Origin of the sequence: Occallatibacter sp. (assembly GCF_049582745.1) — a bacterium.
GTDB lineage: Bacteria > Acidobacteriota > Terriglobia > Terriglobales > Acidobacteriaceae > Telmatobacter.
In genome coordinates this window covers 49,742-71,874 of record NZ_JBAUUO010000124.1, presented here as the reverse complement: position 1 = coordinate 71,874, position 22,133 = coordinate 49,742, and the positions used below count along the sequence as shown (strand labels likewise).

At 58.4% G+C, this 22,133-nt stretch carries 20 protein-coding genes; 10 read left to right on the top strand and 10 right to left on the bottom strand.

What is annotated here, in order from left to right; genetic code table 11:
* The first annotated feature begins 78 nt into the window (after nt 1-78).
* From WCA10_RS17640 to WCA10_RS17620, 5 genes are all read left to right on the top strand, one after another.
* Nucleotides 79-639, top strand: coding sequence for an RHS repeat-associated core domain-containing protein (locus WCA10_RS17640; protein WP_472823827.1), 561 nt, complete (start codon nt 79-81; stop codon nt 637-639).
* Nucleotides 640-1,202: 563 nt separating this feature from the next.
* A complete protein-coding gene (locus tag WCA10_RS17635) occupies nt 1,203-1,709 on the top strand; it encodes an RHS repeat-associated core domain-containing protein (RefSeq protein WP_472823826.1) in 507 nt (168 codons plus the stop codon).
* A gap of 57 nt (nt 1,710-1,766) precedes the next feature.
* Nucleotides 1,767-2,804 (top strand): hypothetical protein, encoded by a 1,038-nt coding sequence (locus tag WCA10_RS17630; RefSeq protein WP_472823825.1) that lies wholly within the window; start codon nt 1,767-1,769, stop codon nt 2,802-2,804.
* A 316-nt stretch (nt 2,805-3,120) separates the two neighbouring features.
* Nucleotides 3,121-3,258, top strand: coding sequence for a hypothetical protein (locus tag WCA10_RS17625; protein WP_472823824.1), 138 nt, complete (start codon nt 3,121-3,123; stop codon nt 3,256-3,258).
* 724 nt (nt 3,259-3,982) lie between these two features.
* Entirely contained in the window at nt 3,983-5,602 is a 1,620-nt protein-coding gene (locus WCA10_RS17620) for a rhamnogalacturonidase (protein ID WP_472823823.1), read from the top strand.
* 167 nt (nt 5,603-5,769) lie between these two features.
* Here the strand turns inward: WCA10_RS17620 and WCA10_RS17615 are convergent, their stop codons facing one another.
* On the bottom strand, nt 5,770-6,339 hold the full coding sequence (locus WCA10_RS17615; protein WP_472823822.1) for a hypothetical protein: 570 nt from the start codon (nt 6,337-6,339) through the stop codon (nt 5,770-5,772).
* Nucleotides 6,340-6,382: 43 nt separating this feature from the next.
* Nucleotides 6,383-6,652, bottom strand: coding sequence for a helix-turn-helix transcriptional regulator (locus tag WCA10_RS17610; protein ID WP_472823821.1), 270 nt, complete (start codon nt 6,650-6,652; stop codon nt 6,383-6,385).
* 103 nt (nt 6,653-6,755) lie between these two features.
* On the opposite strand from WCA10_RS17610, the gene WCA10_RS17605 reads away from it, so the two are divergent.
* Nucleotides 6,756-8,297, top strand: a complete 1,542-nt coding sequence (locus tag WCA10_RS17605) for a glycosyl hydrolase family protein (protein WP_472823820.1) — start codon at nt 6,756-6,758, stop codon at nt 8,295-8,297.
* A gap of 19 nt (nt 8,298-8,316) precedes the next feature.
* Here WCA10_RS17605 and WCA10_RS17600 read toward each other — a convergent pair whose 3' ends face one another.
* The gene (locus tag WCA10_RS17600) at nt 8,317-8,604 is read right to left on the bottom strand and encodes a Dabb family protein (protein ID WP_472823819.1); all 288 of its coding nucleotides are present in this window, start codon (nt 8,602-8,604) and stop codon (nt 8,317-8,319) included.
* A gap of 93 nt (nt 8,605-8,697) precedes the next feature.
* Nucleotides 8,698-10,134: a phosphoglucomutase/phosphomannomutase family protein gene (locus tag WCA10_RS17595; RefSeq protein ID WP_472823818.1), complete on the bottom strand. Its 1,437-nt coding sequence runs from the start codon at nt 10,132-10,134 to the stop codon at nt 8,698-8,700.
* A gap of 210 nt (nt 10,135-10,344) precedes the next feature.
* On the opposite strand from WCA10_RS17595, the gene WCA10_RS17590 reads away from it, so the two are divergent.
* Nucleotides 10,345-10,848, top strand: a complete 504-nt coding sequence (locus WCA10_RS17590) for a hypothetical protein (RefSeq protein WP_472823817.1) — start codon at nt 10,345-10,347, stop codon at nt 10,846-10,848.
* Here the strand turns inward: WCA10_RS17590 and WCA10_RS17585 are convergent.
* On the bottom strand, nt 10,841-11,959 hold the full coding sequence (locus tag WCA10_RS17585) for a mannose-1-phosphate guanylyltransferase (RefSeq protein WP_472823816.1): 1,119 nt from the start codon (nt 11,957-11,959) through the stop codon (nt 10,841-10,843). The genes WCA10_RS17590 and WCA10_RS17585 overlap by 8 nt on opposite strands.
* A gap of 241 nt (nt 11,960-12,200) precedes the next feature.
* On the opposite strand from WCA10_RS17585, the gene WCA10_RS17580 reads away from it, so the two are divergent.
* Entirely contained in the window at nt 12,201-13,145 is a 945-nt protein-coding gene (locus WCA10_RS17580) for a site-2 protease family protein (protein WP_472823815.1), read from the top strand.
* A 135-nt stretch (nt 13,146-13,280) separates the two neighbouring features.
* On the opposite strand, the gene WCA10_RS17575 is transcribed toward WCA10_RS17580, so the two are convergent.
* Both WCA10_RS17575 and WCA10_RS17570 read right to left on the bottom strand, forming a co-directional pair.
* Nucleotides 13,281-14,477, bottom strand: a complete 1,197-nt coding sequence (locus WCA10_RS17575; RefSeq protein ID WP_472823814.1) for a pyridoxal phosphate-dependent aminotransferase — start codon at nt 14,475-14,477, stop codon at nt 13,281-13,283.
* A gap of 66 nt (nt 14,478-14,543) precedes the next feature.
* A complete protein-coding gene (locus tag WCA10_RS17570; protein WP_472823813.1) occupies nt 14,544-14,963 on the bottom strand; it encodes an ester cyclase in 420 nt (139 codons plus the stop codon).
* Nucleotides 14,964-15,377: 414 nt separating this feature from the next.
* Between WCA10_RS17570 and WCA10_RS17565 the strand changes: the two genes are divergently transcribed.
* A complete protein-coding gene (locus WCA10_RS17565; RefSeq protein ID WP_472823812.1) occupies nt 15,378-15,899 on the top strand; it encodes a hypothetical protein in 522 nt (173 codons plus the stop codon).
* Between the two features lie 57 nt (nt 15,900-15,956).
* On the opposite strand, the gene WCA10_RS17560 is transcribed toward WCA10_RS17565, so the two are convergent.
* Together WCA10_RS17560 and coaD are read right to left on the bottom strand one after the other, a co-directional pair.
* The gene (locus tag WCA10_RS17560; protein WP_472823811.1) at nt 15,957-16,637 is read right to left on the bottom strand and encodes a hypothetical protein; all 681 of its coding nucleotides are present in this window, start codon (nt 16,635-16,637) and stop codon (nt 15,957-15,959) included.
* A gap of 38 nt (nt 16,638-16,675) precedes the next feature.
* Nucleotides 16,676-17,164 carry a pantetheine-phosphate adenylyltransferase gene (gene coaD, locus WCA10_RS17555; protein ID WP_472823810.1) on the bottom strand — a complete coding sequence of 163 codons (489 nt, stop codon included), beginning with the start codon at nt 17,162-17,164 and terminating at the stop codon, nt 16,676-16,678.
* Between the two features lie 302 nt (nt 17,165-17,466).
* Between coaD and WCA10_RS17550 the strand changes: the two genes are divergently transcribed.
* Nucleotides 17,467-19,929 (top strand): ABC transporter permease, encoded by a 2,463-nt coding sequence (locus WCA10_RS17550; protein WP_472823809.1) that lies wholly within the window; start codon nt 17,467-17,469, stop codon nt 19,927-19,929.
* Nucleotides 19,930-19,987: 58 nt separating this feature from the next.
* Here the strand turns inward: WCA10_RS17550 and WCA10_RS17545 are convergent, their stop codons facing one another.
* Nucleotides 19,988-22,048 carry a PP2C family protein-serine/threonine phosphatase gene (locus WCA10_RS17545; RefSeq protein ID WP_472823808.1) on the bottom strand — a complete coding sequence of 687 codons (2,061 nt, stop codon included), beginning with the start codon at nt 22,046-22,048 and terminating at the stop codon, nt 19,988-19,990.
* Between the last annotated feature and the right edge of the window lie 85 nt (nt 22,049-22,133).

Sequence of the window (22,133 nt, the reverse complement as noted above, 5' to 3'; positions counted from 1 at the left end):
TCCATGATCAGAATCAGAGACTATTTCTGTCCGAGCTTCACCATTTTTCGATGCTAAGATTGCCTGTCGGACTCGAGCATGAATGAGAACTGCGACAACAACGAGCCTAGAAATCGAACTAAATACGATTACGACGCCTTCGGAAACAAGATCAATTCCACAGGCTCGACTCCGAACAACTACCTCTACCGCGGCGAACAGTACGACAGCGACCTCGGCCTCTACTACCTCCGCGCCAGATACTACAACCCCACCACCGGAAGGTTCATGAGCAGAGATCCGGAAGATGGACGTAAATGGGATCCGAAGACTCTGCATAAGTATCTGTACGCTTCTGCTGATCCGGTAAACAGGAAGGACCCGACCGGGCGGGATGATGAAGTCGAGTATCAGTTCCTGTTTTCGAGCGTGACAAAAGGCCCCCTTTTTCCCGGTATCGCGGGGGCGGGAATCACGGGAACGAAGGTGGGAGGGGGTGGTTTGATTCTGGCGATCTTTGGTCGCTATTTAGCCCAGGCTTTTGGTTGGATAACCGAAGAACTAGAGCTGGGATTGGGGCCAGATTTCCACGATCCCAGCAAAGATCCCGGAGGCCCTGAGCAGGACCCAGAGCCGGCGCCGATCTCGTCAGGGCCGTGAGGCGTCGCGCCCTTGTGTGACTCGGCCCAACACGCACAAGGCGAGTTGCCCAGCTCTTTCCGTCGCCGAGCAAAAAGGTGGTTCAGACATCGGACTTATGAAAGGGGGAAGCTCTCTGATGAACGCAATTCGAAAGCTCATTTGCTGGCTATTCGCGATATCTGCGGTGTTGTGCCTCTGGAACGCCACTCGGCTCGGTGTGTATATAGCTCATCGACACGATGCGTTTCAATCGCTCCGTAGCTTGCTAATCGCCGCGATTTTGCCGGTTCTAGCCGCCATCTATTTAGTGGCTTGGTGGACCGTCTGGAAGGAGAAGCCTTCTACGAGAGGCTGGGAAATTGCCGCAAGTCTGACATATGTTTTGCTCCCCATCTGTGGAACCCTGTATTCCTCGCGATCTTTGCCCAGTTCAATTTGGGCCATGCTTGGGATCGGTGTTCTTGGGCTAATCGCATTCTCATGGCGGCAGGTGTCTGGACCTCTAGATAGTCGAGCCGGGTAGTCTGAGGTTTGTCCCAGTTTTGGGCCTGGGATAGCGTTACGATGCAAGGTCTACATCTATGACGGTGTCTGCGATTTGCGCAATCGACGAAGTTCCGCGCCGTCGCGCGATCACCGATACCTACGATTACGACGCCTTCGGAAACAAGATCAACTCCACAGGCTCTACACCGAACAACTTCCTGTACCGAGGTGAGGCCTACGACAGCGATCTCGGGTTGTACTACTTGCGTGCACGGTACTACAACCCGCTGACCGGCCGGTTCATGAGCCGTGATCCGGAGAACGGACAAATCAAGGTTCCTTCGAGTCTGCACAAGTACCTCTATGCTGGCGGAGATCCGGTCAACGGATGGGACCCAACTGGGCGAGAAGAAGAAGAATATGAGCTTCCGTTTCCCCAGCTCCTCGCGAATATCCGTAAGTCAGCTTTGATCGTTAAGGCGACCTGGTATGTAGCTTGCGTGGCTGTATACACGGATCTTTGGAGTCAATATTCAATGTTCGGCCCAGGAGAAGCTGCCGGCGAGGCAGCAGCATATTGCAAAATTCTCCTTGGCATTTAGGTTATTTGCAGAGAAGCGGCGGGATGGAGTTTTTGGTGTTGAGAAACTTGAGTTCCTATGAAGAAAAATCACTTGCAGGCTTCGGTTGAAGATTTTGAGCGCGTGATCGAAGAAGGTCAGCGCATCTTCCAATCTGGCGAACCATTAGGTCAGGCCCTGGCTATCTTGTTCGCGATGAAGTCTGCGTACGCAATTCGTGCCTGCTTGTGGAAGTGGAATAGTGAACAAAGCGAGGCGTTGGAAACCGGACTACACAGCAGCCGACTGGCACCTCAGGGTCTACCGACTCTGAGCAGCGTTCGGACTGCCGCGCCAAAACTTATTTCCGCCGAGTCGAAGAGTAGAGCCGAAATACTCTTGCTTTTCGAAGAGGCGGGTGTGGCCGATCTTTGTCCAGCGCCAAATGAGCAACTGCTCACGATGGAACTCGTTGGCAGAAGACTGTCAGGGCAGGCCCTCCAAGTGCCTTTGGTCGAGCTTGCACTTTTTGCTGTAGAAACCGGGGATATTGCAGGTGCGAAGAAATATGTTGCAGAGGCGCGGGAGCTTGCTCCGACGGGATGGGAGTCGCATAACCTTTATGCTCTTGAAGGCCTCTTTGCTTTCAGAGACGGTTCCGTACCAGAAGCCGTTCGCGCCCTGGACAAGTCGATAGCGGTTTGCCTTGTGGACGAGTACGCATTGCTCAATTGTCAGGTTCGCGCACCGAACTTAGCCCTTGCCCAGGACTTTTTGGAACACGGTGATGCCACAACGGTTGTGACCTACTTGTCTCAATGTATGGATGTATGGCAATCCCTTCGCCGGCAAATTGGAGAACTGATTGGCCTGATCAAAGGAGGCGAAACGGTCGATCTTCAAGCGTCTGAATTTGCGTTGGCGCTAAGTCGGTTTTCTTATAGGCTGCAAATGCAATCGGTGCAGGCTCGTTGTCTCCAGGAATGGACAGGACCACCGTCATTAACCACGTTTCGAATGTCGTCATACGAGATCGAAACGGCAAGGAAGGACCTCGCCGAAGACTGCGAACGCTACATTAGCGAACGAGTCAAGCACTCGATTCAGTACCTGGACGAGGAAGAGCCCGAGTTGTAAAGCTGGCGAAAGCTGCACAGCGCATCGCCAGCTGATCCAACATCGTGAAGAAGTACGCTGCTTCGCAGCGGCTGAATGTTGACACGTCACCCCCAGCGGGTTGCTGCAGAGTTACCATGCGGTAACTGTGGGGGAACGTGAATGCAATCAGCGCGATGCAGCGCGCGACCGCATAAACACAGGCGTTTAGGTGTTTACGCGGGTCAACGCGAGTGGAATCAGGCAGCTAAGAGAAAAACACTCTGTGCGCGGTTACCGCGCGGTAACCCAAGGTTGCTGCGGCGTCAACGTGAAGAAAACAAAGCATCGAGGCACAATGAGCTTCGCAGACGCGCAGGCGCGCGTAGCCTCCGCTGCGGTGGCCGTCAAGGGTCTGCGCTTCGCTTCGATGAACGCGCTGGAGAGCGGCGCGCCCTTGACCGCCATCCTCGCTGCGGCTGTTTTGCAGCTATGAGAAGAAAGTCTTCTTCTCATGTTCCACGAACATGCGCGTGCGGTGCGCAGCGGCCAGCGGGCCTCAGTGGCGCTCGTGGCGGTGTGTTGTGAGGTAGACACCATCCCTAAGCCTGACGGCTTAGCGGGGCCGTTGTGCGGCCCGTTCTCGAATCAAAATCGAACGCAGCTCGCACAGTGTCCGGTCCTGTTCGAGCGCGTCCGGCTTCCATCCGACATCCGTGGTCAGGTCAAGAGCGTCCGGCGCTGCTTGCGCAGCGGCTGAAGTGGTGACACGTCATCCCCAACGGGGTAGCTGTAGAGCTACTTTCGTTTACGTTCGTGAACGCGCGCGGTTTCAGCGACTTGCGTTTGTTGCGTTTACGCTCGTAAACGTTGTGCTCCGCGAGAGCCATCGATGCGTTTACGGGCGTGAACATCATGTACCGCAAGCGGTTATGAAAAACCCGCCGCATGCGACACGCATCGAAGCGTGAAGTTGCCGTTATTCGCGGAAAACAGCGCATCGAACGACGCGCGCGCGATGCATTTGCCGGATTCTTGCGGGACCTCAACGGTGCAGGGGTTCACCGAAGAAAGTTAATCATAGCACGCGCGCACTCCATCGAATCCCACTTCGCCATGCCTGCCGTTCCGCCATTTGCAGGCTTTAAAATCGATGGCTGCATTGCTCATCGCTGCTTCTTCGGCTTATAACCAGAACGAAACACTTCGGAGAATTTTGCGTGCAGGATTTTCGTCGCGAGTTTTTAAAGATGGCCGGACTTACCGTCGCCGGCGGCGCTACCACTCTACTCAACCCTTCACGAGCAACAGCGCGGCCGCATCCAGTGTCCGCAGCATCATCCCCAATGCCCGTCTATTTCGATGTCCGCACCTTCGGCGCAAAAGGTGACGGCGTCTCCATCGACACGCTCGCCATCAACGCAGCCATCGACGCAGCCGCGAATGCCGGCGGCGGCACCGTCCTCTTTTCCGCTGGCGTCTACGCCTGCTACTCCATCCACCTCAAGAGCAACGTCGCGCTCTTTCTTCAGCAGGGTGCAACCATTCTCGCCGCGCCCACTCCCTACGATGGCCTCGCCAGCGGCGGCTACGATAGGGCAGAGCCGCAAGGCGCGTGGGAACCCTACCAGGACTACGGACACAATCACTGGCACAACAGCCTGATCTGGGGTGAGAATATCCACGACTTCGGAATCTTTGGCCCCGGCCTCATCTGGGGCAAAGGTCTAAGCCGCGGTCACGATGAAAAGACGCTCCCCAACACCACCGCGCCCGGCGTCGGCAACAAGGCCATCGCGCTCAAAAACTGCCGCAACGTTATCCTCAGCGACTTCTCCATCCTCCAAGGTGGCTGGTTCGGCATCCTCGCCACAGGCGTCGACAACTTCACCGTCGACAATCTCAAAATCGACACCAACCGCGACGGCATCGATATCGACTGCTGCCGCAACGTGCGCGTCACCAACTGCACCGTCAACTCGCCCTGGGATGACGCAATCTGTCCCAAAAGCTCCTACGCCCTTGGCTATGCGCGCGCGACAGAGAATCTCACCATCGCCAATTGCTACGTCACCGGCGTCTACGAACTCGGCTCCGTTCTCGACGGCACGTGGAAAAAAATGGACATGCCCAAAGGCCGCGTCGGCACCGGCCGCATCAAGATGGGCACCGAATCCAACGGCGGCTTCAAGAACATCACCATCTCCAACTGCGTCTTTGAAAGCTGCCAGGGGTTCGCGCTCGAATCCGTCGACGGCGCCATCGTCGAAAACATCGCCTTCACCGGCATCACCATGCGCGACGTTCGCGCGCCGTTCTTCCTCCGCCTCGGCGCCCGCCTCCGCGGACCCAAACCGCAAACTGTTGTTGGAACCATGCGGCGGATCATCCTCAGCAACATCGTCAGTTCAGGCGCAGCGCAGTTGCCGTCGATCATCGCTGGCGTAACCGGCCACCCGATCGAGGACCTTAAGATCAGCGACGTCTATCTGCAGCAGATCGGTGGCGCCGGCGCTGACATGGCCGCCATTCAGCCCGCCGAAAACGCTGAGAAGTATCCCGAGCCAACGATGTTCGGCGATCTCCCCGCCACCGGCATGTTTATCCGCCACGCCAAAAACATCGAACTCAGCAACATCGAAATCGCCACCGAATCCCCCGACGCCCGCCCCGCCTTCTACCTCGACGACGTCGACACCGCTGACTTCTTCCGCCTCAAGTTCCCGCAGGGCCAGCAGTCCGGCCAGTTGCGCCTCAAAAATGTCTCCGACTTCCGCCTCTTCGGCTGCCACCATTATCCCGACGCAAAAGAAGACCGCATCGACGACAAAACAGTGTAGTGCCAGCTTCCGTTCAGAGCACGGATGCTTACAACATCGATAAGGTGTCATCCTGACGGGGCGCACGCTTGGGGCCCCAGGATCGTGCAACGATCCTGGGGTAAGCGCCACGAAGGATCCGCTTTTGCCGTTTTCGTTCGCGCCAGCGTTGCAATTCGAGCGGCATCTTACTCCTCCTCCATATCCGGCTCGCTCCACAGCAGGATCGCCTGCGGCAACGTCACCGCCGCCACAATCGCCATCAGCACCAACCCATACAGCAGCACGTCCGCCGAAACCGGCATCCACGCCAGCAATCGCGGCGCCTTCATCTTCCAGTTTGCCAGCAGCCACAGCACCGTCAGCGCAATCGTAATCGCCTGGTACGCCTGGAAGTGCGCACGGTCTCGCTGATGCATTTCGCGTTCATCGTTGCGGTACTCACTCTCCTCCGGCGTCGGTTGATAAACCCGCAGCGCCAGCATCAGAAAAGGCGTCTCTCGATACGTGGATCGCCGCGGAGCTTTGCCGTTGAACGGCTTGACCAGTCCGCCGAAGTTGTACCCACCCAGAAAAAGCCGGTTCACCAGAAAGGTTGCGAAGATCATGTACACGCCCGATGTACGCCACCGATCAACAGACCACAGCGCTGCCATCAGCACCGCCAACCCCGCATAGATCGACACCACCAGCACACGCCGATGAACCCGTGCTGCCATGTCCAACCGCTTCCCCATCAACACCAGTTCCGCCCTCATTTGGATTCTCCTTCGTCAGCATCCATCCACGTTTTGGGAGAAATCATCTCGCCCCATACACCTGCTCACTCAGCGGCTTGAACGGCTCCATCGAAAAAACCGCCTCCACCGGCAACCCGAAAAACGCAGCAATCTGAAACGCCAGCTTCAAACTCGGCCCGTAGTCACCACGCTCCAGAAACCCGATCGTCTGGTAATTCACCCCAACCGCATCGGCAAGTTCCTGCCGGCTGATCCCCCGCTCCGCCCGCAGCACCGCGATGCGGTTAAACAGCCCGCTTTCCCCCGGCTCTTTTGGACTAATCTCGTTCATCTGGAAAATATAGTATTGCTTATACACAACATTATGTCAAGTTCCAAAATGACCAGCCCTCAAACTACCCACAAAACCTAAAATCGTTCCCGAGGGTAATTCGATGAAACGCAGAGACTTCCTCATCGGCGCGGCCACCGCCGCCGCATCCTGTTGCCGCTCCGCAAAAGGAGTATCCAACCCCGAAGTCTCCGCCGACCTGACCCTTCGCGACGACCCCTCCGCCCCCCTCATCCCCCGCAATTTCGCCGGCCTCAGCTACGAACTGGCGCAGCTAACCGATCCCACCTTCTTCTCCCCTGCCAATCGCGATCTCGTGGCATACTTCCGCCTCCTCAGCGCCAATGGAGTTCTCCGCCTCGGCGGCAATACCTCCGAGTTCTGCTGGTTCAAGGCCAGCGCGTCCACCCCCGCGCCAAAGCTCCATGTCCCTCCCGGCAACCTCGACGCAAACTGGATGCCGCACCAGCTTTTCGAAATCCGCCCTGAAGCCATCGATGCTCTCGCCGGATTCCTGAATGCGACCGGATGGCGTCTCATCTATGGCCTCAACTTCGGCAACAGCACTCCGAAACGAGCCGCCGGCGAGGCCGCCTATGTTGCCGGAAAAATCGGCGACCGTTTGGAGTTCTTTCAAATCGGCAACGAACCCGACCTCTACCGCAATGCCAGCAACGGCACCCGCCCTCCCCACTGGGACTTTCCCGACTACATCGAGGAGTGGTCCGCGTTCGCCCGCGCAATCGCCGCCGCGGTTCCCGCCGCCCGCTTCGGCGCTCCCGACGTTGCCGCCTCCTCCGACTGGATCACGCGCTTCAGTGCCGAGGTCCCTGCGCAATTGGCCTCGCGCGTGGTCGCGCTGACCGGCCACTACTATGCCGAAGGTCCTCCCGACAATCCCCGCGTCACCATCGAGCGCCTTCTCGCCGGCAATCCGCGCATCGCGGCCGAAACAACTCAGATCATGGCCTCCGCCCAATCCACCGGGCGCATCTATCGCATGACCGAAGGCAACTCCTGCTATCGCGGAGGCAAGCCCGGCATGAGCGACGCCTTTGCCGCCGCGCTCTGGGCGGTGGACTACATGCTCGAACTCGCATCTCTAGGATGTGCCGGAGTCAATCTCCACGGTGGGCGCAGCGCATTCCTCACCGCCGGCCTCGGCGGCCACACGCCCGGCATGAACGTCGCTACGACTCCGCAGACCCTGCACAGCGGCTTTTACACTCCCATCCAAAGCGAACCCAGCCATGAAACCAAAGCCATGCCCGTCTTCTATGGGATGATGCTCGCTAACCAGTTCTCTGGCTGCAAAATGCTTCGCTCCGATTGCGACTTGCACGATGCCAATGCAACCGTCTACGCGGCTCGCCGCGAACACGGCACCCGGGTCGCCGTCTTCAACAAGGATGAACTCACATCAATCGATCTCACCATTCGCAGCCTGGCGAATGCAACCTCGGCATCTGTCTGGAGAATGCACGCGCCGGGTCTCAACGCCACAGAAGACGTGACGCTAGCCGGCGCGCAAATCCTTCCTCATGCACAATGGAGTCCGCGCGTCGAAGAACCCGTTGAAGTAAGAAAGGGCGTCGCCCACCTGCGCATCCGCAGCTCCAGCGCCGCACTGCTGATTCTGAAATAATCCGAGCCGCAGAAAAAATCTACGCTTCGAAATCCAGCTCAACCGGATCGATCAGCGGCACAAGCCACTCCAGTAGCGCCAGATGGGCAGGATGACTGGCGTAAGCCTCGCAGGCCGCATGATCGGTAAAGCGCATCAGCCCTGCAAACGTGTATCCGTGCCCCCGCGGCGAAAGATTTTCACCGACGGCAACATCGATCAGCCCTGGAATTCGTCCCTGAAATGCGCAAATCTCTCGCGCTGCACGCTCTTTCTCGGCGCCTGTCGCATGCTCTTTCCACCGAAATCCGAAGATATGAATAAACACTGCGGACGCCCTCCAGAGATCGCAGAATCTTCTGATCCTGAACGATCACAATCGCCGACTTTGAATTAAAAACTCAAAACGACGAACTTCTGCTCAGCTCGCCATCGCGAATGCCCGTCCCGCTTCAAGCAGCTTCGCCACCATTTCCTTCGACGTCGACTCGGTATAAATCCGCATCAGCGGCTCCGTGCCGCTCGCCCGGAAAAGAATCCACGTCTCCGCCGCATTCGGCTTCGTCTTCGCCTCTGGATTGTCGAGGTAGAATTTCACCCCGTCCAGCGTCTCCTGCCGCAAAATCGGCATGCCCGCAATCGACGCATCGCCCACCTGCAGCGCATGCGCCCGCGCAATCGCCGCGTTCTTCAGGTAGTCGGGAATATGCAGATCGATGCGGCCGTACTGGTGCTCTCCATACTCGGCCTGGAGATCGGCGACAAGCTGCCCCAGTGTCTTCTTCTCCTCGGCCATCACGTTCGCCAGTAGCAGCGCATTCAAGAGGCCGTCGCGCTCCGGCAGGTGCCGCTGAAATCCAATGCCGCCCGACTCTTCGCCGCCCATCACGATCTCGCGTTCCAGCATCAGGTCGCACACGTACTTGAATCCGATCCCATGTTCAATCAGCTCGCGTCCATATTTCTTCCCAATCCGATCAAGCATCTTCGTAGTGTTGAACGCCCGCGTAACCGCACCGGGCCACCCCTTGCGCCGCAACACCCAGCTCAGCAGCACCGAAAAAATCTTGTGCGGATCGACAAAATTCCCGTCCTCATCTGTCGCGCCGATACGGTCCGCATCCCCGTCCGTGCATAGCCCCGCATCGCATTTGTGCGCCACCGCAGCCTCGCCCAGCGCGCGGATGTGCGGCTCAATCGGCTCCGGATTGATGCCTGGAAACAGCGGATCGACATTGCCGCGAATCTGCACGTGATCCACACCAATGCGAGTAAAGATGTCCGACAAGATCGTCCGCCCCGCCCCATACATCGAATCGATCGCAAACTTCATACCCGACTTCGCAATCAAATCCAGATCCGCGAAGCTCTCGATCGCCTGCAGATATGCCGGCAGAAAATCGACCTCTTCGATGGCCGCGGCCTTCTCCGCCTGCGCCACCGGCTTGTCGAGATAGCCTTCAATCGCCGCAATAATCGAAGGCTTGCCCGATCCGCCGTACCACGCCTTGTACTTCACCCCGTTCCACTGCGCGGGATTGTGCGACGACGTGATCATGATGCCGCCCGCCGCACCGCGCCCGCGCACGCCAAAGCTCAGCGCCGGTGTCGGCGTAATGTCATTGGCCAGCGCGACGGGAATGCCGGTCGCCGCCACAACTTCTGCGCAAGCCCGCGCAAATGCCTTCGACCCGAAGCGCGTGTCGTAGCCGATGCACAGTCCCTTGGCAGGATCTTCCTGCGCGTGAACATAGGCCGCAATGGCTGCGGCCGCGGTGCGCACATTGGCAAACGTAAAGTCGTCGGCGATGACGCCGCGCCAGCCGTCAGTACCAAACTTGATTTGTGGGTGAGGCATCTGTGTTCTTACTCTCCGTGAATCACTAAGCATAAAGGACCAGGACAATCTTGCGCCGGGCCTGCGTCTAAAATGGGCGACGTCTGAAAGGTAAGATGCATGCGAGGCACGAACCTTCTTTTGTCATTTTGCGTCGGCATGTTTGCTCTCTGCGCAGCAAGGGCGCAATTGCCTGATCCCAGTATCGGCAACGCAATGCCGAGATCTCCCATGAGTGGCACCTATGTTGGATTGGAAAGGATGGAGAGCCTCAGTCCGGAGGATCCTCTCACGAACTGGTTTCACGAGAACACTCTATTCGTGGAAAACAACGAGCTGATTCTTGATCAAAATCCCGTAACGATCAGAAAAGGCGTGAAGACCAATTCCGCTTCGGACGGAGGATTTCTCACCTATAGAGGCAGAATCTTTTCGACGAAAGGCGGAACCTACGCGGCGCTGCGCCTCATCGATAGCGACTACATCGCTTTCCGGATGGGGCCGAAAGAATGCGAGCCCTATAGCCGAATCACCGTGTTCCCCGTCAAAATTGCGAACAAAAAAACCTCCATCAACGGCGTAGTTTACAAGTCAAAGTCAATTTCTGCTGAACAAAGAGAGACCTGGACGAAGGCGTTAGCGGACGAATCCGTTCTGTACAACGGAAAACATCATTACATGAATTCCGGCTCTCTGCCGTGCCCAGTTCCGCCTGAGTTTGCGGATCCTAGATAAGTTCGTCCCGCCCCGAGAGCCCAAGCTCCTTCACCACCTTGCCCACATCCTGGGAGTGGTCGCGGTGCACAACCAGCAGCGCATCGTCCGTATCCACAATGACAAGGTTTTCAACGCCCACCAGCGCGACGAACTTCTTGGGGCTGTAGATATAATTGTTGCCCGCCTCGATCGTCAAGTGTCCATCGGACTCGGCAACATTCCCATCCCCATCGCCGCGCAGACGCGTCTCCATCTGGTACTCGTAAAGCGAAGCCCACGAGCCAAGATCGTTCCAGCTAAACTCCGCCGGCACACAGTAGAGATGCGACGCGTGCTCGCCCTTGGCAGAGCGAGGTTCCAGAACAGCGTAATCCACAGAGATGTTCTCGCACTTCGAGTAAAGCTCGTGAAACACCTTTTCAAATTCGGGCGTCCCGAATTGGGAAGCGATCTTCTCGAGCAGCGGAGCTGTATCCGGCAGATGTTCACGGACGGCGTTGGCAAGGGTCTTTGCCGACCACAGAAACATCCCCGAATTCCAGTAGTAGTTCCCTGAGGCCACAAACTCCTGTGCCCGGTTCAGATTCGGCTTTTCTGTGAATCGACGAACGCGAAGTGCAGCTTCGGCTCCATCGTCTTCACCGGTCTCGATATAGCCATAACCCGTTTCAGGACGCGTCGGCTCAATGCCCAGCACCACAATGTTGTCGCCCGAGGCCGCCAGCGCAATTCCCTTCTGCAGCGCCTTCAGGAATCGCGGCTCGTCCGCGATCACGTGGTCCGAAGGAAAAACACCCAATACCGCGTCAGGATTCTCCCGCTCAATCAGGAATGCAGCCAGCCCGCACGCCGGCGCCGTATTCCGCGCGATCGGCTCCTCGATAATCTGGTTACGCGGAACGCCCGTAAGCTGGTCGGCGATCTCCTGCGCCAGAAACTCATTGGTGATTACCCAGGTCTTTTCCGGTGCGGCCAGCGGCTTTAGCCGCTCCACCGTCTGCTGGATCATCGAGCGCTCGCCATCGAGCGCCAGCACTTGCTTGGCCCGTGCACGGCGGGAGCGGGGCCAGAACCGGGTTCCGCTGCCACCGGCGAGTATAACTGGACGAAAATCAATAGACTTCGGCATGGAAAACACATCCTACCCGACAGAAGCTAGGTTTGCACAGTGATGGTCGATACTTTCTAGGTTTATGGAGCCGGCAAGCGCCACGCTCAACTGCGTAGAAGAAGGTTAGCATCGTCGGCAATCCGGATTTCTCACCACGCGAACCGGTCAAACCCTCATCCGGACCCCTTCGCCGGACCTTAAATTCGCGCGAATTCTGCTCCGTAAGCCCGCAACCGCCAACTTCGGGTAAGCTAACTCCATGTTCCGTGCCGGCCAAAGCTCCATCCACCTCTTCCGCGTCAAGGGAATCGACGTCGACCTGCACTGGTCATGGTTCCTTGTCGCCCTCTTCGAGATTCAGGCTCGAAAAGGCAGCTACAGCTCCGTCATGTGGAATGTCTTTGAATACCTGGCGCTCTTCCTCATCGTCCTTTTGCACGAGTTCGGTCATGCCCTGGCCTGCCGTTCCGTTGGCGGAACCGCCGACCACATCATGCTTTGGCCACTCGGCGGCGTCGCCTACGTCAATCCCCCCCAACGCCCCGGTGCAACCCTGTGGAGCATCGCTGCCGGCCCGCTCGTCAACGTCGCGCTTGCCTTTCCTCTGGCCCTCGCCTGGAAGGCAGTCGATGCGCTCGACTGGCGCGTATCGAATCCCGATGCTTACCAGCTGATTTATGCGATCCTCTTCACCAACATTGTTCTTCTCGTTTTCAACATCCTTCCCATCTATCCCCTCGATGGCGGCCAGATTCTCCGTTCCCTGCTCTGGTTCCCTCTCGGCCGCGCGCGCAGCTTGTTGGTCGCTTCATTTTTGGGTTTCTTCGGAGTCGCCGGGCTTGTCGTGCTCGCATACCTTGAAAAGTCGATCTGGACCGGCCTCATCGCGGCCTACGCCGGCATGAATTGCTGGAACGGCTTCAAAACCGCCCGCGCCCTGCGCAAGCTTGAAAAAATCCCCCGCCGCCAGGGATTCGCCTGCCCCAGTTGCCGGACCGCGCCCCCCATCGGCCCCTTCTGGCGTTGCAATAAGTGCGCAGCTCAGTTCGACACCTTCGAGACCGCAGGCGTCTGCCCGCAATGCTCGGCCCGCTTCGAAAAAACCACCTGCCTCGATTGCCGTCAGTCCGATCCGATAGCCGATTGGCAGCCCGGCCACGTTGCCGGCGTCGGCATCGTCAGCAGCGAAATCCCCGCCAGATAGCTGACCTTGATCGCCGGGTGCCCCATTCATTACGCAGTCCTATCGCGTCATGAGTGGGATACCGCGAACCCTCCAGTCGTCCCAAAAGGAAAAGGCCCGATTTCTCGGGCCTTTCCTTCGGCTTCCCGCCGCGCTCTACCCCAGATTCCCCAGAAACTCACCCATCCGCCGCGTTCCTTCGTCGATATTCTGCTTCGTCACCGGGTACGAAATCCGAATGTGCTCGCTCGTCCCAAACGCCTCGCCCGGCACCGTCACCACGTGCGCCTCGTGCAGCAGCCTCGTCGCCAGTTCCGTCGGCGACTTGATGCCGCCCTTGCCAATAAACGCGCCGATGTTCGGATAAACATAAAACGCGCCCTCCGGCTTGGTGCAGGTCACGCCCGGAATCTCCTTCAGCTTCGCCAGCATGTAGTCCCGCAACTCGATAAACTCCGCGCGAAACTGCGCAACGCACTCCTGCGATCCCGCCAGCGCCGCAATGGCCGCCTTTTGCACCATGCTCGCCGCGTTCGACGTCGATTGCGACTGCAGTTTGCTCAGGTTTGCCGCCACTGGCTTCGCAGCCAGCGCATAGCCGGCGCGCCACCCCGTCATCGAGTAGGTCTTCGACAGCGACCCGAGAATGACGATGTGCTCCTTTGCCCACGTATAGGACCCGCCTGAAACCGGCTTGCCCGCATAATTCAGGTAGACATAGCACTCATCCAGCAGCAGGTAGATTCCCCGCTCGTGCGCCAGGTGAACAATTCGTTCCAGGTCCTCCGCCGACATCACTGACCCAGCCGGATTCGACGGCGAATTCAGAATGATCGCCTTCGTCCGCGGTGTAATCGCCTTCTCGATCGCGTCCGCCGTGATGCGAAAATTCTGCGCCTCGCTCGTCTCGAGGAACACGACCTTCCCGCCCGCATATTGGATGATGTCCTTGAAGCTCACCCAGTACGGCACCGGCAGAATCACTTCATCGCCGTGATCCACCAGCACCTGGATGGTATTGAACAGCGCCAGCTTTCCGCCCGTCGTAAACACGGCTTCGTCGATTGAATAGTTCGAGCCAAAGTCGCACGCATGCCGCTCCACAATCGCCTTCCGCACGTCCGGAATTCCCGGCACCACGGTATAGCGCGTGAAATTGGCCTCAATTGCCGCGATCGCCGCGTCCTTAATGTGTCGCGGAGTGGCAAAATGCGGCTCGCCGGCGCCAAAATCCACCAGGTTCGCGCCTTGCGCGCGCAGTTTCGCAGCCTCGGCGGCTACCGCCATGGTTGCAGAAACCTCAATCCGGCCAATACGGTCGGCAAAAACTTTCGCAGGAGCAGCAACTGTCATAGTGCTTCTATCTTTACAGATTTTGCTGCTTGCATCCAATGCTCTCTCAAATATTGGCGCGTGAATTCACCCTTTGGGGCCGATCGCACCGAGTTGCATCATCAGCCCGAAGATATCCATAATGATGCGCGTTTCTTTAATCCGGCCTTCCTGAAACCGGTCGATGACCATGCCCCAGACTTTCACCGGCCTGCCAGTTGCGGGTACGCCTAAAAACTCACTTCGATGTGTACCGGTCCATTCAAAGCGCGTGAGCACTTTGTCTCCCTCGGCAATCTGCTCCTCGACGCCGAAATACAAATCAGGAAACGCGGTGCGCATCCCACGTAGAACATCCTTTAGTCCCTCCAGGCCTGGACCCTGCCCAGGAAATGGAACCTGCTCCACCACATCTTCCCAGACAAATTGTGCGGCTTCGTCAATCCGCCCCTTGTTGATGCTCTCCTCGATAAAGCGCCTGACGATGCTGCCGTTGTCTTGCGTCAACTGGATCTCCTCTCGTGAGTTTTCCTGGCTCCTGGTACCGTTGGCAATCTAGTTCGTGCCAATCATCAGCAGCCTGAGGACTCACGATCGCAGGAGCTGTAACTACACAATGATTACTTTCGAGTGCGGTTTCTGTAACCCGACGAGGGATTGTGGAATTGTGGATTACGGACCACTTTGATACGGTAGCTGACTTTTACTCACATTTATACATAGAACAAAGAATCGATCGATCTCGATGGATCGACTCAACGGCCACGGTTGTTGACCGAGGAGGGATAATGAAGCACTCTTTCTCCAGACTCTGTTCCTTCGTCAGACAGGTAAGGGAACTCCGCGAGGGGGCAGCCGCCGTCGAGTACCTGTTGGCCGTAATGTTGCTGACCCTCGCTTCAGTCGCCGGCGGGCGCATGCTTGCAGCAGACATTAACAAAGCATTCCTGCAAATCACAGCAACGGCGAATGAATCATTCGAGACGACCCTCGGAAACCAAGGCGGCAGTGGCGGTCCTGGGGCCGGAAGTCCCGGCGTCGGCAATCCTGGCGGTGCAGGCAATGGCGGTGGGAACCCCGGCAGAGGCGGAAATCCCGATGCCGGTAATCCGGGTGGTGGCGGAAATCCCGGTGGAGGCAATCCGGGTGGCGGCGGAAATCCCGGTGGAGGCAATCCGGGTGGCGGCGGAAACCCCGGAGGCGGCGGAACAGGCGGCGGAACAGGCGGCGGAACAGGCGGCGGAAGGGGCGGAAATCCCGGCGGAGGCTGCGGCTCAGGCGGCAAAGGAGGAGGAGGAGGAGGGAATGATGGAGGCGGTGGCTCAGGTGGTTGCGGCCCGCGCGGCGGTCAAGGTGGTCATGGCAGATAAACGCCTGCATGCATTGCCAGTTCAGAAGTTATTCGTTCATCACCACCAAAAGTTCACAATAGGACGTCGATAAAAAGCGGTCAAGGTCAGCCACGCATACAATGCGTGTCAGTTGAGGCGAGTTCGCGAACTACTCCGGCTCCCTCTTCGTTAACTCCACCAGCCGCTTCATTAACCCGAATGCAGCCGACAAAATCGGCCCTCCCATCGCATCCTGGTTCAGCGCCTCCACTGGCCCCTGCCCCAGGTGGATTCCGCTCGGCGTCAGCAGGTTGATGCGCGCCGTGCCGTTCTTTGGCTCCGGCGGTCTGGCTTGCGTCCACGGCCCAATTACCTGCGCGACCAATGCCCCTGCCTGCAGCAATTCGTCAATCAATCCATCCAGCGAATTGTCCCGCCGCTCCCACAGCACTCCAGCCCCGCTGTAATTGAAATAGCGCGCGCGGTGATCCCGATAGGCCGCCACTAGGTCGAGCCCTTTCGGCATGCCGATCTCCACCACCACGCCGAGAACTTCCTTTTCCCGGCCCTGCGGCGGCTTGTCGCCTAATTCCCGCAGCGTATGACAAGCTTGCAGAAAAACCCGCGTCTCAATTTCGGGCATCTTCAGGATTCCGCGAACCGCGTCCCTGGCACCATGTTCATCACCCGTGTCTTTGAGGTTCCGCGCCCGCTGAAACGAGGCCCACGGCTCCGTCAAAGGCACCTTCGGATGTGCGCGGACAAGCTCACCCAGCGCCACATCCCCGAAAAGCGTGTTCCGGATCTCGCGGTGAATCGACGAAGGATTGAGTGCGACAAAGTCCGACAAACTGAACCTCCTGCGCCCGAAAGCGCAGCATTCAAGACTCAGCCCGCGCTGCTGATACGGTTGCGCAGGCGCTTGAGAACGTTGGGGGGAACCAGCCCGGCAACTTCCCCGCCGAAACTGAAAACTTCCTTGAGCATGCGCGAACTGATAAACGAATAACGCCCCGCCGGTTGCAGAAACACCGTCTCGATCTCCGGCGCCAGGCGCCGGTTCATCAGGGCCATTTGAAATTCATGTTCGTAATCGGAAATAGCGCGAATGCCCCTCAACACCGCCGTCGCGCCAAGCTGCCGCGCAAAATCCACCATCAACCCATCGAACGTCGACACGCTCACGTTACCCAGCGCCGCCGTTGATTCGCGCAGCATCTCCACGCGCTCCTCCACGGTGAACAGCGGATTCTTAACCGGGTTCTTCAGGATGGCGACGGTCAGATGTTCAAACAGTTTCGAACCGCGCTGGATCAGATCGATGTGCCCGTTCGTCGGAGGATCGAACGTGCCGGGATAAAGGGCTTTCACGCTCATCGAGTCTGCTCCGGTTTGATTCTACGGCATTTCCAGCTCGCCAACCGCCCAGAAGGGTTTGCTAGCCTGATGCGCTCGGCGCGACCACCGTCTTTCGATCGCACTGTGGCGCCAGATGGCAGAAGAAATGATCTGTTCGCACTGTACGTATTCGCACAAGCCATCTCGATTGTGGAAGATTTCGGCCAGTGATCCAGCTCACAACGAGACTAAGCTTCATTGAATTAGCAGCTTGCGATTCACCTGTTATGGCAGCAAAAGTGCTCAATCAAGGAGCAGAATCAAAGCAAGGCGGCATTGTCATGTGGTCTGTATTTCAGGACCTGCGTTTTGCCATTCGGCTGCTTCGCAAAACACCAGGCTTCACTTTCATCGTAGTCATCACTCTAGCTCTGGCGATCGGCGCCAACACCGCGGTCTTCAGCGTAATGAATGCGGTCTTGTTCGAGCTGCTGCCGGTGCAACGCGCTGCGGGGCTCAGCTATGTACGCATGGCGAACGGCCAGGGATCGCCGGGAAACAGTTCGAATACCGGTGGCGATGATGTCGCATTCTCCGAAGCGACATTCGAAGCGATGAGGCAACGTAATGACGTGTTCGAGGAGTTGATCGCTTATGTGCCGCTCGCCTTCTCAAAGGTCGCTGTCCGACACCGGGAGTTTCCTGAAGAGTCAATGGGCGAAGAGGTCAGCGGCAACTTCTTCTCCGGCCTCGGAGCGCGCATCGAACGCGGCCGCGGGTTTACGCTCGACGACGAAAAGAACCACGCCGCTGTCGTTGTGATCAACTACGACTTCTGGACCCGAAGCTATGCCCAGGACCCAAACGTGGTTGGAACGACGCTGTATGTAAAAGGCGTGCCCATGACCGTCGTAGGTGTGGCCGCACGCGGATTCAGCGGGGTCGAACCGCTCACCGCAACCGACTTCTGGATTCCGCTGCAGTCTAGCCCCGCGCTCAATGCCTGGGGCGCGCCTTCTGATTTGTTTACTCTCTATGGTTCACCGCGTTGGTGGTGTCTGCGCATGATAGCGCGCCTTCGCCTTGGAGTGACTCCTTTACGGGCCCAGCAGGCGCTGGCAGGAAGTTTCGGCGAAGCCGTCAGGCAGACGATGGGCCAAATCGACGGCAACGAGTGGAAGCCGCTGTTGGATTTTGTTCCAGCCCGCGGCCTGGGAGTTCACACCGATCAAGCCCGCGAACCGGCAAGGATCATGATGGCCCTGGTGGGATTGGTCCTGCTGATTGCATGCATCAATGTTGGAATGATGGTGCAGGCTCGCAATGCATCCCGGCAACGCGAGTTCAGCATGCGGCTGGCGATTGGCGCAAGAAGGGCGAGCATCTTCCGCCAGTTGCTAAGCGAAAGCATGTTGCTTGTAGTTTCCGGCGCGACCCTGGGCTGGCTGTTCGCCGTCGAGGCCACGCGCCTGCTGGCTCTGACGATCCATGCTGGAACGGCATTCGATCCTGACCGCAGCGTCCTGGTGTTCACGGTGCTGGTTGCCGCCGCCGCTGCGTTGGGCTTTGGTCTCGTTCCGCTGTGGGGCGCCACCCATGCCCCGGTTGCAGGCGTGTTACGCACCACGGCAGCGAACATGACCCCAGGTCGGACCCGCTTGCTTGTTGGCCACATCTTGCTCGCATTTCAGGTCGCCATTTGTCTCGTATTGCTGACTTCAGCCAGCCTGCTGCTGCGCACTCTCCGAAACTACGCAACTCAAGATCTGGGGGCAAGGATGGAAGGCCTGCTCGTCTTCGGAGTCACCCCACAGGGGCAGGGAGATACGCACGTCTTCTACCGTACCCTTCTCGATCGCCTTCGTCAGGCGCCCGGCGTCGAATCGGTTTCGATGGCACAGATACGGCCCGGCTCTGGCAACGCAAACAACGACCTGGGTTTTGTGCTGGACGGCGCCATACACAGGGGAGAGTTGCTGCGGCATAACAGCGTTGGATCGGGATTCGCTCACACCATGGGCATTCCTCTTCTCGCCGGACGGGACATCCTTGACTCTGACACTCAGAACACGCCGAGGATCGTGCTGATCAACGAAACCTTCGTAAAGAGGTACCTTCCAAACGCTAACCCACTGGGCCATGTGCTGGGGTGGGACAAAGGGCGCGCGACGATTGTGGGGGTGTTAGCGGACAGCAAGTACACCTCGGCGGACGAGGAGCCAATGCCTGTTGCCTTCTACGCGCAGATGCAGGCTCCATCTCTGGCCGCCATGCACATTGAAGTTCGCACACGCGGCGATGCCCTGACCCTGCTCCCGGGGTTAAGCAAAGTTGTTGCTTCCGTCAATCCCAACATTCCGCTGGAAAATCCAATGACGCAACAGGCGCAGTTCGAAGAATCGTATCAGCGGCAGCGCATGCTGGCCGGAATGGGAGGCTTCTTCGGTCTGCTGGCTGCACTGCTGGTTGCGACCGGGCTTTACGGCACGCATTCGTTCCGCGTGAATCGCCGAACCATGGAGATTGGTGTGCGCATGGCACTCGGCGCGAGCCGCAGCTCAGTACTGGCAATGGTGATCCGGGAAAGCCTCTGGATCGCGGTAGCCGGACTTGCCGTCGGCATTCCGCTCACTCTCCTTTCGGTGCGCGCGCTCCACGCGATGCTTTATCAGGTATCGCAGTTCGACCCGATGAGCTTTATCGCTGCGCTTGTAATTGTCGCCGCCATCGCAGTGGGTGCCGCGCTGGTGCCCGCGCGCCGTGCAGCGTCCATTGAACCTATGCAGGCATTGCGGACGGAATGATTCGCGACTCGCGGCGGTCTAATCCGCGACCTCCGGCTCCGGTTCGGAACCTCGCTGCTCACTTGCGGTAAGCCAGCTCTTCGTTGCTGGGCTGCGCCGTGCGCGAAGACAAATAGAGCGAGACAACTGTGATGTCGTCCGTCTGACCGAAGTGCTGCGCCGTTTGCGCGATATACCGCGCCGATTCATTGCTCACCTGCTGCGTGCGCTCGAACCCAAACAGCTCGCCCTCCCCGTTGGTCGCCTCCACCACTCCGTCGGAAAGAAACACAAGCCGGTCGCCGCGATTCAGATGAAACGTCGCCTGCTCGTACTCCACATCCGCGATCACTCCCAAAGGAAGACTCCCCGAAAGCGAAATCTCCCGCCCATCGCGATAAGGATTCAGGTGTCCGGCATTGGCAATCGTCGTGGTCCCATCGGGATAGACCCGCGCACACAGGCACGTCGCAAAACACGGCGCGCAATCCAGTTCCTTCACCGCCGTTCCCGGCGAAGCCACGGCCCCGATCAGCACGTGATTCAGGTGATTCAACACCGTCGCCGGATCGTGCGACAGCTCGTTCCGCAGCGCGCCCACCAGCGTGCTCGAGTTCATCGCCGCCTGCAGCCCCTTCCCGCTCACGTCCCCCACCACGATCAGCAGCGAGTCATCTTTCAGCGGAAGCACCTGGAAAAAATCACCGCCCACCCCGTTCACCGGCAGATACGCGCTCTCCAACATGAAGTTGCGATTCGACGGCAATTGCGTCGGAATCAGCAACGCCTGCACGCTGCGTGCCGCTGAAATCTCCGCCGCCGAACGCTGCTCTTCCTGGCTGATACGCACAAAGCGATACAGGATCACCGCGATCAGGCTCCCGAGAAACACGGTGTAGGCCGCCGCGCTGGTACTGAATTCAATCGGGCCCAGAAAGAAATAGTGGGACGCAAAGCGATCCGGCAGCCAATGCCGGCCCGCCGCAAAATCGAGAATCGTATCCGCCGAATCAGCCGTCGCCGCTAGGAAAAACGGCAGCAGCATCACGCCCGCCTCGGTACGCCCCCGGCGCCATGCCCGGAACAGCAAAACCGTCACCAGCCCGCAGAACAAAACCTCCGCCGCCACCGAAAGGAACTGATACGCCAGCAGCAGGTGCATCAAGTTCACAAAGGGGACGATCAGAACCCCGATCTGCACGCCCCGCACAAACTTGCGCGATTCCGTCCCCGTGAAGTGAAGAATAAATTCCAGCGTAATGGCCATGAAAACGCGGCCGTTGAGCGCGGTAAACATCTGGTAGAACGTCGACGAAACGGCAGCAAGCCCAAACGCCGCCGCCGCCGCCCCTTCCAACGCGACCGCCAGGCACAACAGCGAAAGCCAGAGATATTCAGGATGATGACGCTGGGCCAGGTAGAGAAATCCGCCGAGAATCGCGACGCAAAGGAAAAGAAATGTCACGATCAGCGGCGAAATCACGCCCTCATTCCACTGGCGTCCAATGGCCATCGCATGCCGCTCGGCCATATCGCTCGCCGCGCCCAGCTCGACCTTGCGCAGCAGACCGCGGCTGATGGTCGTTCCAGGCCCGGCCCACGTACGAATCGCAATGACCGTGGGCCCCGAGACCGCGGGATTCACCGGCACCACAAACGGCGGCGACTGGTACTCCGCCGGCGATTTCGTCATTCCCTCGGTATGGCCCGCTTCCACACCGTTCACGAATACATCGAGTTGGCCAACCGAATTGCTCGAAACCAGCAGCGACAACGGCTGCCCCGACGCAAGATTGCCGAACTGCGCGAGCTGTCCTGGCTGAACCTTCAGCCGGTACCACCCATATCCGGAATACGTATCAATGCCCTGCTCCACAAGCGCGGAGCTCAGGCTCACCGTCGGCCAGCTTGAATCGTCAAATGCCGGATCGGCCCATCGCAGATCGTCTCCTGTCTGGAAACGCCACTGCCCGTCCAGAATCGTGACCGCGCGAACTCCGTTGGCCGCCCCGCTTCCAGCACTTCCCGAAGAAGGAGAAGGCTGCGCTAACACCGGCAACACGCACAAACCAACGGCCGCCAACCACCAGAGAATGATCTGCGCAGATTGTTTCGCAACCGTTTCCCAGATGGTCTTCATTTGAACCTTCAGTTTAGAGCAAACAGCCGAGCGCGCCGATTATCAAAGGTGTACGAACTTCATCCGTCCCGCGTTCCAGGAAGCG